This window comes from Umezawaea sp. NPDC059074 (assembly GCF_042738955.1).
Taxonomy (GTDB): domain Bacteria; phylum Actinomycetota; class Actinomycetes; order Mycobacteriales; family Pseudonocardiaceae; genus Umezawaea.
On the sequence record NZ_JBHYHC010000012.1, the window covers coordinates 1 to 13,885 of the forward strand.

7 protein-coding genes are annotated in these 13,885 nt (G+C 71.8%); 2 read left to right on the forward strand and 5 right to left on the reverse strand.

The window, feature by feature from the left end:
* From ACFWW9_RS08540 to ACFWW9_RS08555, 4 genes are all read right to left on the reverse strand, one after another.
* Positions 1-397: immunity 26/phosphotriesterase HocA family protein (locus ACFWW9_RS08540; protein WP_390373347.1), on the reverse strand; the 397-nt coding region annotated here is incomplete at its 3' end.
* A 4-nt stretch (positions 398-401) separates the two neighbouring features.
* Positions 402-8,153, reverse strand: a complete 7,752-nt coding sequence (locus ACFWW9_RS08545) for an RHS repeat-associated core domain-containing protein (RefSeq protein ID WP_390373349.1) — start codon at positions 8,151-8,153, stop codon at positions 402-404.
* 188 nt (positions 8,154-8,341) lie between these two features.
* Positions 8,342-8,974, reverse strand: coding sequence for a response regulator (locus ACFWW9_RS08550; RefSeq protein ID WP_390373352.1), 633 nt, complete (start codon positions 8,972-8,974; stop codon positions 8,342-8,344).
* Positions 8,971-10,155, reverse strand: a complete 1,185-nt coding sequence (locus ACFWW9_RS08555; protein WP_390373354.1) for a sensor histidine kinase — start codon at positions 10,153-10,155, stop codon at positions 8,971-8,973. Before ACFWW9_RS08555 ends, ACFWW9_RS08550 begins: the two co-directional genes overlap by 4 nt.
* A gap of 170 nt (positions 10,156-10,325) precedes the next feature.
* On the opposite strand from ACFWW9_RS08555, the gene ACFWW9_RS08560 reads away from it, so the two are divergent.
* Together ACFWW9_RS08560 and ACFWW9_RS08565 are read left to right on the forward strand one after the other, a co-directional pair.
* A complete protein-coding gene (locus ACFWW9_RS08560; RefSeq protein WP_390373356.1) occupies positions 10,326-11,378 on the forward strand; it encodes an ABC transporter permease in 1,053 nt (350 codons plus the stop codon).
* A complete protein-coding gene (locus ACFWW9_RS08565; protein WP_390373359.1) occupies positions 11,375-12,043 on the forward strand; it encodes an ABC transporter ATP-binding protein in 669 nt (222 codons plus the stop codon). Before ACFWW9_RS08560 ends, ACFWW9_RS08565 begins: the two co-directional genes overlap by 4 nt.
* 50 nt (positions 12,044-12,093) lie before the next feature.
* Here the strand turns inward: ACFWW9_RS08565 and ACFWW9_RS08570 are convergent, their stop codons facing one another.
* Positions 12,094-13,644, reverse strand: a complete 1,551-nt coding sequence (locus ACFWW9_RS08570; protein ID WP_390373361.1) for an alpha-L-arabinofuranosidase B — start codon at positions 13,642-13,644, stop codon at positions 12,094-12,096.
* Positions 13,645-13,885: the final 241 nt, after the last annotated feature.

The window sequence follows — 13,885 nt, forward strand, 5'->3', positions numbered from 1 at the left end:
AGACCCCGCACCGCTCGGTCCTGGTCGTGGGTTTGCCGTCGCGGTCGACGCAGCGGCCCGCCGACACCTCGAAGCAGTGGCGCTCCAGGACGTCGCCCGGCGCCGGTTCGGCGTGGGCGACGGTCCGGAAGTACCCCTTCGACCAGGGCAGGCGGTTGATGAACAGCGGCGGCAGCAGCAGCGCGTCCGTGGTCAGGCGTCCGGTGTCGACGTCGGGACCATCGGCCACGACGTCGTAGACGTAGACCAGGATCGCGTCGGGCATCGGCGCGCGGTGCTCGTCGATGCCCGTCTCGACCACCCGGCCGAACAGGTGCCTGCCGTCCTCCACCCGCAGGGTGAACACGTCCCCGGCCAGCGGTGCCTTGCGCGAGCCGCGGCCCGCGATGAGGTTCATCCGGTCAGAATCCGTTCCTGCGCAGCCACGCGTTCCCCCAGTTCACCGCTTGCTGGTAGTAGGGGTGGTTCGGGCTGATGCTGTTGATCTTGTTGAGTCCCTGGCTGCGGTTGATCAGCGCTTGCTCGATCGCCCGCGCCTCCCCTCGCGTGACCCCGCCCGGCGCGGTCACCCGCTGGAGGTAGTCGAACCGGCTGCCGTGCTGCGCGGTGCGGTTGGCCAGGTTGTTCGTGATGCCGGAGTATACGTCCTTGCCGTTCTTGATCCCCTTGTAGACGTCCACGCCCTTCTCGGCGTTGCGGCCCACGGTGAGCGCCTCCGGCAGGGCGGGCATGCCCTTGCCGAGACCGCCGAGCAGGCCGCCGAGGGCGCCCATCGCGCAGCCGCCCGCGGCCGCGCCGCCCACGCCGCCCCAGCCCCAGTCGACCTTGCGGCCCGCGAGGCGCTGGCCCGCGTAGTCGAGCCCGCCGCCGATCAGCCCACCGACCAGGCAGCCCACGAGCGGGTTGTTGCCGGACGGGTCGGTCAGGTTGGTCGGCGAGTTCTGCGTGTAGGCGTAGAGGTTGCTGCCGCCGGAGATGCCGATCGGGTCCTCGGAGACGAACCGGCCGAGGCTCGGGCTGTAGTAGCGGGCCCGGTACTGGTCGAGCCCGGTGCCGTCGTCCTGGCGGCCGGTGAACGACAGGTCGGACCCGCGCTTGTCCCCGGTGGCCGTCGGCACGCCGAACGGGTCGAACGCCTGGTTGGCGGCGAGCGTGCCGTCGGAGCGGCCGAACCCGATCGCGGAGCCGAGGGCGTCGGTCAGGGTCGTGTCGGTGACCCCGGCCTTGGTGCGGCCGAACCACTGGTCCACTCCCCCGGACAGCAGTGACGCGGTGACCGCGCCCGCGCCGTCGAGTTCGGCGGCGACGTTCGTGCCGTCGTAGAGGAACTTCGTGGTGGTCCCGCCGACCGTGCGGGCGCTGCGGTCGCCCGCCGCGTCGTAGGTGTACGACCCCGCCAGCCCGGTGCGGCTGGTGCCGGTGAGCTGGCCGCGCGCGTTCCACGTGTACGCGGTGGTGCCGTCGGAGGTGAGGTTGCCGTCGTTGTCGTAGGTGAGGGTGGCGCCGTCGGAGGTGAGCAGCCGGTTGGCGTCGTCGTAGGTCAGGCCCGTGCGCGCGGCGGGCAGGGTGGTCTGGGCGAGGGTGCCGGTGACCGACGTGCGCAGGCCACTGGCGTCGTAGGTGTAGGCCAGCGCGCCCTTGGCCGTGCCCGCCTGGCTGTAGGCGATGCCGGTGACCTGGCTCGCGGCGTCGTAGGTGAAGGTCTGCGCCCAACCGCCGGGCAGGGTGACCGTCGCGGGTCGGCCCGCCGTGTCACGGGTGGTGGTGGCGCTGTCGGAGCCTCGGGTCACGCCGGTGAAGGCACCCGCCGCGTCGTAGGTGTAGGTCGTGGCCGGGAGGCCGGGCAGCGTCGTGGAGGTCTGCCTGCCGACAGCGTCGTAGCCGTAGCCGACCGTCCCGTTGGGGCCGGTGGTGGAGATGACGCGGTCGCGGGCGTCGTGGGTGTAGGTGGTGGTGCCGCCCGCCGTGTCGGTGACCGTGGCGACCCGGTCGAACGCGTCGTAGGCCAGGGTGGCCTGCGACTGCTGCGTGGTCGCGCCCGTGACGCCGTAGCGGGTCTTGGTGGCCCGGTCGAGGGCGTCGTAGGTGGCCTCGGTGCGGACGCCGGCCCGGCTGACCGCCGCGGTGACCCGGCCCGCCGGGTCGTAGGTGACCGTGGAGGTGCGGTTGAGCGGGTCGGTGGTGGAGGTCGCGCGGTCCTGGCCGTCGTAGGCCCACTTGGTCGTCTTGCCGCGCTGGTCGGTGTAGGTGGTCAGGTTGCCGTTGTCGTCGTAGGCGAACTGGCTCACGCCGCCGAGCGGGTCGGTCACCTTGACCGGCTGGTTCCGCGCGTCGTAGGCGGTGAGGGTGGCCGCGCCCGCCGGGCTGGTCTCCTGGACCCGCCTGCCCGCGGCGTCGACGAACATCTTCGTGACGCGGCCGAGCGGGTCCTTGACCGAGGTGGCCGCGCCCGCCTCGTAGGTGAACGTCGTGACGGCTCCGCCGGGGGCGGTGATCGTGGAGACCTGGCCCGCGGAAGTCCACGCCATCGTGGTCTTGCGGGACGCGGGGTCGGTCGCGGTGAGCGGGTTGCCCTTGGCGTCGTAGGTGTAGGTGGTGGTCTTGCCCGCCGGGTCCTTCGTGGTCAGCGGCTGGTCGAACGGGCCGTAGGTGACCTGCTCGGACACGACCTGGTCGGCCGTGCCCACCAGCTCGGTGACGGCGGTGACGCGCTGCTGGGCGTCGTAGGTGTACTCGGTGCGCCGGTTGTACGGGTCGACGACGGCGTTGACGCGGTTGTCGGTGCCGCGCACGTACGTGGTGGCGCGCGCCAACGCCGTGCCGAACGCGGCGGTGTCGGACGTGACCATGTGGTTGGCGTCGAACACCACCCGGCGGACGGACCCGTTGGGCTGGGTGACGCGGGTCTCGGTGATCTCGTTGGCGGCGTTGAGGGTGTAGGCGAACTGGTAGCTGCCGCCGTCGGCGAGGTCCTGCCGCTGGACGCGGCCGTTGGCGTCGTAGACGACGTCGAGGTAGGCCACGCCGCGCGCGTCGGTGATCTTGGTGATGCGGTTGGCGCTGTCGTAGGTGTAGGTGGAGACCTTGCCCGCGACGTCGGTCACGGTGGAGAGGCGACCGGCGGTGTCGTAGCTGTAGAGGACCTGGCGGCCGATGTTGTCGAACGCTCGGGTGACGCGGGCGGAGGCGTCGTACTCCAGGGAGATCCACCGGCCGCTGGGCGAGGTGATCTGCGAGACCTCGCCGTTGGAGCCTCCGGTGCGGGTGAACGTGACCTGGTTGCCGTTGCGGTCCTGCATGGCGCGGGCGCGGGAGTACCAGGGGAAGAAGAACTTGGTGCCGTCGCGCAGGCTCAGCACCCAGTCGCCGTTGACCTGCGCGATCGTGGAGCCGGTGAACCTGCCGGGTGAGCCGACCGCGCCGAAGACCGCGTCGGAGTAGCCGGTGCCGGGCGAGGTGCGGGTGTAGTGGGCCCGGCCGCCGCCGGGGGTGTAGAGGTCGACCTCCTGGTACTGCTGCTCGGAGGCCAGGAACATGTTGAAGTCGGAGCCGGAGTTGAGGCCGAACTCCCGGTTGTGGTTGTCGCCCTGGTAGTACTGGCGGGTCAGGGTGACGGGCAGCGTGTCGCCGAGGCCGAGGTCGGTGTGGCTGTCGGTGAGCAGGCCGGTCGACAGGTCGACCGGGTCGCCGGAGAGCTTGTCGAGCAGGTCCTGCCACCACGGCTTGTCCGGCTTGGGGTTGCCGCCGGTGTTGAACATGGCCCCGTCGAACGTCCACAGCTTGGTCTTCTCGTCCGGCACGACCTGGCGCGCGTCGGCGCTGACCTTGCCGTGGCCGTAGACGTACCAGCCCTTGTCCAGCGGGTCGTAGTTCCAGAACTCGACTTCGGACCCGGCGGGCAGCGAGGTGTAGTTCGGGTACACCACGCTCGCGCCCTGCGGGAAGATCGTCGCCCCGCCCGGCTGCACGGTGAAGTACACCGGCACGATCCCGTTGCGCGGCAACGGGTACGGTGCCCGGTCGAGCGGGATGGCGGTGATGCCCAGCTCGCGGACGACGTTGCCGTCCATGTCGCGCACCACGGACCCGGCCGGGACTCGCACCTCCAGACCGGGGATGTCCGGGGTGGTCAGCACGGTGTCGCGCTTGGTCGGCGCGTCGAGCTTCTGCGTGTGCTTGGTGTCCAACCTCGGCAGCCACACGGTGGCGTCGAGGGCCGTGGTGGACCCGGCGACGACCTTCGCGCGGATGCGGAACGTGCCGTACCGCACGGGTTCGGTCTTCGCCGCGTAGCCGTCGACGATCACGGTCGTGGCGTTGGGCCGCACACCGCTGACCAGGAACCGGCCCTGGGCGTCGGTGGTGGTGCGGACGTCGTCCACGCGGACGGGGATGCCCGCGAGCGGGGCCCCGTCGAGGCCGCGGACGTGACCGCTGACGGCCGTGACACCCTTGTCCGCCACCAGGTCGGTGACCGGGCCGGGGTCGGGGCGGCGGGTCAGCCAGTCGTTGCCCGCCAGGCTGCCCGCGTCCGGCTTCCACGCGGCCGAGGTGCGCGGGTCGCCGTCGGGCAGCGGGGTCGCGGCGTCGGGCGAGTCCGGGTCGGTGGCGACGACGGTCTCGCGGTTCGGCGGGCTGCCGACGCGGGCGGGCGTGTCGCTGTCCGCGCGCAGGTGCTTGGCCTTCGGCGCGACGACGGCCGGAGTCACGGCGGCGGGCGTCTCGGGTGCGGCGGCGATGGCGGCGGCCGCGGTGGTGATGGTGGCGGTGTAGGTGCTGCCGCCGACCAGGGCGTCACTCGGGTCCACCACGAGCTTGTACGCGCCCGTGGTGGGCAGGGTGATGTCCAGGCTGGAGTTCGGGTACTGGCTGGAGCCGACGCGGTTGCCGTCGGGGCCGGTGACCGACCAGACCATGCCGCAGCAGCCGAACGCGGGCGAACTGGCCGAGGACTGGAAGACGATCCGCTGGCCCGCCGTGCCGGAGAAGCCGGCGTAGGCGCTCTGGCCGGGGTTGGCGACGGTGATCGTCTTGGTCGCGCCGGTCAGCGGCAGTGCCCCCGCGTCGGCGTCGGCCGGGACGTCCCACGCCTTGAGGTCGATCGACCCGACGAGCGCGTCACTCGGGTCGACGATCACCTTGTAGGTGCCCGTTTGCGGCAACGCGATCGTGTTGAGGGTGTAGTTCGGGTAGAACGTGCTGCCCACCCGACTGCCGTCCGGCGCTTGCAACCACCACGTCAGACCACAGCACCCGAACACCGGGGAGGCGTTCGAGGACTGGATGAGGACGCGCTGGCCGGTGGTGCCGGAGAAGGTGCTGAAGGCGTTCTGGCCGGGGGTGCCGACCGTGGCGGTCTTGGTCGTGCCGTCGAGCGCCTGCACACCCGCGTCGGCGTCGGCGGGGACGTTCCACGCCTTGAAGTCGATCGACCCGACCAACGCGTCACTCGGATCGACGAACACCTTGTACGTACCGGCTTGCGGCAGCGTGATCGTGTTGAGGGTGTAGTTCGGGTAGAACGTGCTGCCCACCCGACTGCCGTCCGGGGCCTGCAACCACCACGTCAGACCACAGCAACCGAACACCGGGGAAGCGTTCGAGGACTGGATCAGCACGCGCTGGTTCGCCCCGGCGGTGAACGTGGTGAACCCGTTCTGGCCGGGGGTGCCGGTGGTGACAGTCTTGGTCGTGCCGTTCAACGGCAAGGTGCCCGCGTCGGCGTCGGCCGGGACGTCCCAGGCCTTGAAGTCGATCGACCCGACCAACGCGTCACTTGGATCCACGAACACCTTGTAGGTGCCCGTTTGCGGCAACGCGATCGTGTTCAGGGTGTAGTTCGGGTAGAAGGTGCTGCCGACTCGACTGCCGTCCGGTGCTTCCAGCCACCACGTCAGACCACAGCACCCGAACACGGGAGAAGCGTTGGACGACTGGATCAACACCCGCTGACCCGTCGTACCCGCGAACGTCGTGAACCCGTTCTGGCCAGGGGTGCCCGTGGTCACCGTCTTGGCCGTGCCGTTCAACGGCAGACTGCCCGCATCCGCGTCAGCCGGGACATCCCAGGCCTTGAAGTCGATCGACCCGACCAACGCGTCGCTCGGATCCACGAACACCTTGTAGGTACCCGTTTGCGGCAACGCGATCGTGTTCAGCGTGTAGTTCGGGTAGAACGTGGAACCCACCCGACTGCCGTCCGGAGCCTGCAACCACCAGGTGAGGCCACAGCAGCCGAACGCCGGAGAGGCGTTGGACGACTGGATCAACACCCGCTGACCCGTCGTACCCGCGAACGTGGCGAACCCGTTCTGGCCAGGGGTGCCCGTTGTCACCGTCTTGGCCGTGCCGTTCAACGGCAGGGTGCCCGCGTCGGCGTCGGCCGGGACGGTCCAGGCGGAGAAGGTCAGCGAGCCGACGAGCACGTCGTTCGGGTCGACGATCACCTTGTAGGTGCCCGTTTGCGGCAGCGTGGTCGTGTTGAGCGTGTAGCCGGGGTAGAACGTGGAGCCGACCCGCGTGCCGTCGGGGGCAGCGAGCCACCAGGTCAGGCCGCAGCAGCCGAAGGCGGGCGACCCGTTGGAGGACTGGATGAGCACGCGCTGACCGGCCGTGCCCGCGAAGGTGGTGTAGGCGTTGCGGCCCGGATCGGCGATGGTGACGGTCTTCGCCGTGCCGTCCAGGGGTTGGGCTCCCGCGTTGAGGTCGGCGGGGACGTTCCAGGCGGTGAAGGTGAGCGAGCCGACGGACGGGCCGGACGGGTCCATCCAGATCTTGTACGTGCCCGCCTGGGTCAGGGTCGTGGTGTTGAGCGTGTAGTTCGGGTAGAGCGTGGAGCCCACGCGCGTGCCGTCCGGCGCTTCCAGCCACCAGTTCAGCCCGCAGCAGCCGAACGCCGGGGAGGCGTTGGACGACTGGATCAGCACGCGCTGGTTCACCGCGCCGGTGAACGTGGTGTAGGCGTTCTGGCCGGGGCTGGCGATCGTGACGGTCTTCGCCACACCCGCGAGCGACTGCGCGCCCGCGGCGAGGTCGTTGGGCACCTTGTGGATCGTGATGTTCGTGGTGCCCGCCGAGCCGGTCGTGTTGCGCACCAGCACGGACCGCAGGCCCGCGCCGGTCTTCGGGCCGGGCTCGATCCAGCCGGTCCCGCCGACGCAGCCCGCCGAGCCGGTCTGCTTGTTGCGCTCGTCGAACGACCAGGAGTCGAGGCCGCAGTAGCCGAACGTGCCGCCGTCGAGCTGCACGGCGAACCGCTCGCCGTCGGCGGCGGAGAAGTAGCGCAGCGCGTACTTGCCCGCGGCGACCGCCACGGGGGTGGAGGTGCCGACTGGGATGGAGGCGGCGGTGTCCAGGTCGGCAGGGGTCGACGGAGCCGGGGGCACAACCAGCACGGCGGTGCTGGTGGCCGTGCCCGCCGGGGTGCTCAGCTGCACGGTTCCGCTGCCGACGCCCGGCGGCACGGTGACCGTCAGGGTGGTCGCGGTCCTGGCGGTGACGGCGGCGAGGATGCCGTTGACCCGCACCAGGTTGTTGGCGAACTCCGGGTCCGGGTTGGTCACCGTGAGCGTGACGCTGGTGCCGGGGGTGGCGGTGGTCGGGGTGAAGCCGGAGATCGTGGGTTTGTCGTTGGCGATGACGGTGATGCCGGCGAGCGTGGCCGTCCCGGCCGAGGTGGTGACGGTGACCGAGCCGCTGGTCGCGGCGGAGGGCACGGTGACCGTGAGCTTGTCGGCGGCGGCGGTCTTGACCGTGGCGGTGGTGCCGTTGATCTTGACGGTGTTCGCCGCGACCGTGGTGCCGAAGCCCTTGCCGGTGAGGGTGACCGTGTCCCCCGCGCGCACCCGGCTCGGGACCGCGGACAGCACCGCGATCGCGGGTGTGCCCAACCGGTCGACGGACGTGATGTTGCCCGCGGCGTCGTAGCTGTAGCGGGCGATCGACCCGTCGGCCGCGACGACGCCGACCAGTCTGCCCGCGGCGTCGTACGCGTAGGAGGAGGCGCCCGGTGCCGGATCGGCCAGTGCCGCCGCGACCCGCGGCGGGGTGGGCGCCGGCGTCGCCCGCGCCGGTGAGCCCACACCGGTGACCGAGGACGAGACCACCGCCAGCACGGCCAGCAGGACCGAGGGCAAGCGTCGTTTCTGGCGCACGGGGTCTCCTTGACCGGCAGGGGCGTCGGCGTACCGGTCGGTCCATCGCGGTGCCAGGACACCGCGTAACACCGTCACGCCCATCACCTGCGGGATCCCGATGCGCACGGCGGCAGAAGGAACCGGACAGCCCAGCGGGGTCACGACCGAACGGCCGCCACGCCCGCACCGCGGCTCCGGTCCCCGCTTCAGCCTCGGCGGCGGAGGATGCCGAGGTCGGTGGCGGCGGCGATGGCGGCGGTGCGGGAGCCGACGTCGAGCTTGGTGTAGACGCGGGCCAGGTGGGACTTCACGGTGCCCTCGGTCAGGTGCAGGCGGCTGCCGATGGCCTGGTTGGACAGGCCGTCTGCCACGAGGGCGAGGACCTCGGCCTCCCGGCGGGTCAGGGTGGTGCCGGGGGTGCGCAGGCGGTGCACGAGCCGGTTGGCGACAGCGGGGGCCAGGGTGGTGTGGCCCGCCGCGGCGGTGCGCACGGCCGCGGCGAGGTCCTCGGGCGGCGCGTCCTTGAGGAGGTAGCCCGTCGCGCCCGCCTCGATGGCGGGCAGGGTGTCGGCGTCCGTGTCGTAGGTCGTGACGACCAGGACGCGAGGCGCGCCGGGACGGGCGGTGATGGCGGCGGTCGCCTCCGCGCCGGTCATGCCGTCCTTGAACCGCAGGTCCATCAGGACCACGTCCACGTCTCCCCTGCCCGCGAGGTCGACGGCCTCCTCGGCGGTGGCCGCCTCGGCCACGATCACCAGGTCGGGCTCGGTCTCCAGCACGGCTCGCAGGCCCGCGCGCACCACGGGGTGGTCGTCGGCGAGCAGGAGTCGGATGGTCACCGGCTGTCCAGGGCGGCGGTGAGGGGCAGGGTCGCGGCGAGGGCGGTGCCGTGGCCAGGGGAGGTCTCGATGGTGAGGGTGCCGCCGAGGGCGTTGGTCCGCGCGCGCATGGCCGCCAGGCCGAAGCCGTCGGTGCCGGTGTCCGGGCGGAACCCGGTGCCGTCGTCGACGACGTCCACGGCGACGTGGTCGTCGAAGTAGCTGAGGGTGACGTCGGCGGTGACGGCCAGCGCGTGCCGGACGGTGTTGGCCAGCGCCGACTGGGCGATGCGCAGCAGGGCGACCTCGTGGGCCATGGGCAGCGGCGCGGGATCACCGGTGAGGTGGAAGCGGACGGTGAGCCGGTGGCGGGTGGAGGTGGTGGCGCACAGGCGTTCCAGCGCGTCGGCGAGGGAGGCCGCCTCCAGCGCGGGCGGGGCGAGGGCGGCGACGAAGCGGCGGGCCTCGGCGAGGTTGTCCACCGCCGACTGCCGGGCCTGGTGGACGTGCGCCGCGGCTTTCCCCGGCCGGTCGGGCAGGGCGCGTTCGGCGGCGCTCAGCAGGAGTTGGATGCTGGACAGCCCTTGGGCGAGGGTGTCGTGGATCTCCCGCGCCAGGCGCTCGCGTTCGGCGAGCACGCCCGCCGTGTGCTGCGCCTCGGCCAGGTCGGCGCGGGTGGCGGTGAGTTCGCCGATGAGCACGCGCCGCCGTTCGCTCTCCTGGTAGAGGGCCTGGTAGCCCCACACGACCGCGACCGCCACGGCGGCTCCCAGCGCGGGACCGATGGCGGCAGCCGGGGTGAACGCACCGGCGTGCGCGGCGAAACCGGTGATCGCGACCGCCGCCGTGGCCGCGACCGCGGCGAGACCCGCCCGGCGCGACAGCAGGTGCAGTTGCAGGAGGTACAAGGGGAAGGCGATCCACACCGCGTCGGCGGTCAACGCCAGCAGCGCCACCCACACCCCGCCGACGGCGGCCGACCACACCGCCGCGGCACGGCGTGACGTCCGCACGCGCGGCACGAGCGGACCGGCGGCGTACACCGCTCCCAGCGCCGCGGCGAGCGCCACGACGGCCGCCGCGTTCGGCGACCCGGCGAGCACGGCCCGGACGGCGGTGAGGCTGAGCAGGCACCCGACGAGCAGGTGCAGGCACCAGGTCAGCACTCGGCTGATCGGAGCGGGAGCGGCGGTCGTGGTCACGGTTTGCCCAGCTTAAACGCGGTGGCCGAGGTTCGCCTCTGTCGAAAGTGGTAATCGCCGGGGTGTCTTCCGAGCCGTCGACCGCCCTCCTGCGCCAGAGGCGGGCGGGGGGCCGCCGCGACGACAGTGGGACGCGTTCCCCCGCCGTCACGTCGGAAGGCAGCCCACCCGTGTTCGTCGCTCTTCGAGACCTGAGGTTCGCCAAGGGCCGCTTCGCCCTGATGGGGGCGGTCATCGTGCTCATCACCCTGCTCGTGGGACTGCTGTCCGGGTTGACGGCGGGCCTCGGGCGGCAGAACGTGTCCGCGATCACCGACCTGCCCGTGGACCGGATCGCGTTCGCCGACGGGCAGGACGTGTCCTTTTCGGACTCCACCGTCACCGACGCGCAAGTGCGGCGGTGGGCCGCCGCTCCGGGCGTGCTCTCGGCCGAACCCCTGGGCATCACCACCACCAAGGCCACCGCGGGCTCCCGCACCGCGCCGGTCGCGCTCTTCGGTGTGCGCCCCGGTTCCACCCTCGTCCAGGAGGTGGCCGTCGACGACCGGTCCGTGGCGCTGTCCACCACGGCCGCGGAGGACCTCGGCCTCGCCACCGGCGACACGGTCACCATCGCGGGTCGCGAGTTGACCGTCACGGCCGTGCGCGGTGACGCCTCCTTCAGCCACGTGCCGGTCGGGTGGACCGGCCTGGCCACCTGGCAGCACGTCTCGGGCACCGCCGCGACGGTCATCGCCTTGAGGACCGCGGCCGTCGACGTCGCCGCCACCGACGCCGCGGCGGGCACCCGGACGCTCACCAAGGACGACTCGGTGTCGGCCATCGGTTCCTACAGCTCGGAGAACGGCTCCCTGCAACTCGTGCGCGGCTTCCTGTTCGCCATCTCGGCCCTGGTCGTCGGCGCGTTCTTCACCGTCTGGACCATCCAGCGCGGCGGCGACATCGCCGTGCTCAAAGCGCTCGGCGCACCCACCTCCGCCCTGCTGCGCGACGCGCTGGGCCAAGCCCTCGTCCTGCTGGTCGCGGGGACCCTCGTGGGCACCGCCCTCGCCGCCACCGCCGGGGCGCTGCTCGCGGGCGGCAGCGTGCCCTTCCGGCTCGACCCCGCGACCGTCCTCACTCCCGCGGCCGCCACCGTGCTGCTCGGCGCGCTCGGCGCCGCGCTGGCCGTCCGCCGCGTCACCACCGTCGACCCGCTGACCGCGCTCGGGAGCGTCCGATGAGCCTCACCCTGACCGACGTCACCCTCACCTACCCCGACGGCGACACGCGGCTGACCGCGCTCGACCGCGTCTCCCTGCACGTGCCCGCGGGCACGGTCACCGCCGTGATCGGACCGTCGGGCTCGGGCAAGTCCAGCCTCCTCGCGGTCGCCGCGACCCTCGTCACCCCCGACGGCGGCTCCGTCGCCATCGGGGGCGCCACGACCGAGGGCCTGACCCGCGGCGGGCTCGCCGCCCTGCGCCGCCACCGGATCGGCATCGTCTTCCAGCAGCCCAACCTGCTGCCCGCGCTCACCGCCGTCGAGCAGCTCCAGGTCGTGGCCGGGCTCGTCGGCCACCGCCCCGCCAAGGCGCTCCCACGGGCGCTGGACCTGCTCGACGCGGTGGGCCTCGCCGACCACGCCGACCGCCGTCCCCACCAGCTCTCCGGCGGCCAGCGCCAACGCGTCAACGTCGCCCGAGCGCTGATGAACGACCCCGCCGTGCTCCTCGTGGACGAACCGACCAGCGCCCTCGACCACGAGCGCGGCGCGGCCGTGGTCGACCTCATCACCCGGTTGACCCGCCTGCGGGCCACCGCCACCGTCCTGGTCACCCACGACCGGAGCCACCTCGCCGCCGTCGACAGCGTCGCGACCATCCACGACGGACGCCTCACGGCGTGACGAGAGGACTCTCTGTTAGCGATAACAAGTGGCGGTGGCCCCCTGGCCGTCTAGGACGCCCAGGGCGAGGCGACCACCCAGCTCACGTCGTCGTCGAACAAGGTGGGGCTGTCGAAGGTGTTGGAGCCGCTGGTGTTGGCGATGTAGCCGAGGTTGACGTAGTGGCGGACGTACCGGTCGCCGTAGTTCACCGACCGCAAGGAGGCGCCCTGGCCGTTGCGGCCGGGCTCCGGGCAGAACGTCGCGTCCTGGGCGAAGGTGGAGCCGCCGTCGTTGGCGTTCAGGTAGAGCTGGAAGTTGCGGTGGCGCAGGTACTGCCCGGAGGTGTTCCTGGACTCGAAGGACACGCAGGAGCTGTTGCCCAGCCCCGCCCGGACGGTCCAGGAGGCGTTGCCCTTCTCGGTGCTCGAACTGCCACCGGCGATCACGGCGGTGTCCACTGTGGAGCCGGTGTGGTGGAGGTAGCGGCCGGTGCAGCACGCGGTGGTGGCGCGCAGGGACACGGTCGAGCCGGGGGTCAGCCCCGTCCCGCCGGAGCCCGAGCCGGTGCTGTAGCCCGCGGCGGCGATGTTGGCCTGCACCGCGTTCTCGGTGGCGTCCGACGGGTAGCCGGAGGTCATCACGCCCTCGTAGAAGGTGCCGCGGGCGCCGACGCTGTTGTCGCCGCCGATCCCGAGGATGATGGCGCCTTCCTTCTTCATCGGGTTGTAGCCGGAGGCGTTGGGGCGCGCCCCGTTGTAGAAGGTCGACAGCCCACCGGACTGCGCGTTGCCGCCCCGGATGGCCCAGTGGTTGGGCTCCCCCTTGACGATCGCGGTCAGGAAGCGGTGGCCGATGCTCGGGTCGTTGGCGTTGTAACCGGGGTTGATCCCGGAGAACAGGCCGTTCTCCAAGTCGGCCATGATCCACGGGCCGTTGCCGGTGCCGTAGCCCCAGACCTTGATGTTGCCGAAGTAGATGGCCTCCATCGTGCCGTTGCCGTTGTCCCTGCTGTTGCGCTCGGCGTTGCCGTAGTCGAAGCAGCAGCCGCCGTTGTAGTGCGTGCCGTCGAAGATCGCGTACATGCCCTCCGGCTGGTCGCCGGTGGCCACGCCGTTGGTGTTGTTGTTGCGGTACCCCGTGCCGGGCGCGACGTAGACGCCGTAGGCCTTGTGGCCGCCGACGGTGATCGGCGCGGCGGTCGCGTTGGCGAGGTTGTCGTAGCCGCCCGGAGCCGGACCGTTGAACCCGCCGGGAGGCGCCTGGGTGAGGCGGTTGTTCCGCCCGGACTGGTCGTAGATCACCGTGATGAGGCACGTGGTGTTGGCGCAGAAGGAGTCCTGGGCGCCAGCGTCGGCCACACCGCCCGCGCCGAGCGGGCCGATGTCGCGGGTCGCGCTGTCCGACGAGCGCCTGACCTGGTAGAGCGACCCGGTGTAGGAGCCGTACAGCGCCCTGGTGGTGCTGTGGGCGGCCACGCACGGCGTGCCGCCCGAGGCGTAGATGTCGCAAGGTCCCTGGGTGGCCGCTTGCGAGGTGCCGACCGTGACGAGCAGACCGGCGACGAGCGAACCCAAGGCGGCTGCCACGCGCAAGCGCCGCATTCCACGCTGTCGAGCCATTGTTGACCTCTTCCCGTTGAGGTGACTGCCGGACGAGTGGGCCGGACACCTCGTCCACGCGCGTCGGGGCGCGGGGAGCGGGGTTCGGCCCGTCGAGCCGGCGGTGCTCGACGTGAAGGCGTCGTCAAATGTGAGCGTTAACATATCGCTCGCACGGTGGAAACACAACGGCAACGCCGGATTGGGAAGTGGTCACCACAATGGGCCAAACGTCCGATTCCTCCTGTCGGACAAGGGTTTC

Coding starts and splice junctions, on each gene's coding strand:
- ACFWW9_RS08570 (WP_390373361.1), bottom strand. CDS start 13,644: ATGGCTCGACAGCGTGGAATGCGGCGCTTGCGCGTGGCAGCCGCCTTG.
- ACFWW9_RS08565 (WP_390373359.1), top strand. CDS start 11,375: ATGAGCCTCACCCTGACCGACGTCACCCTCACCTACCCCGACGGCGAC.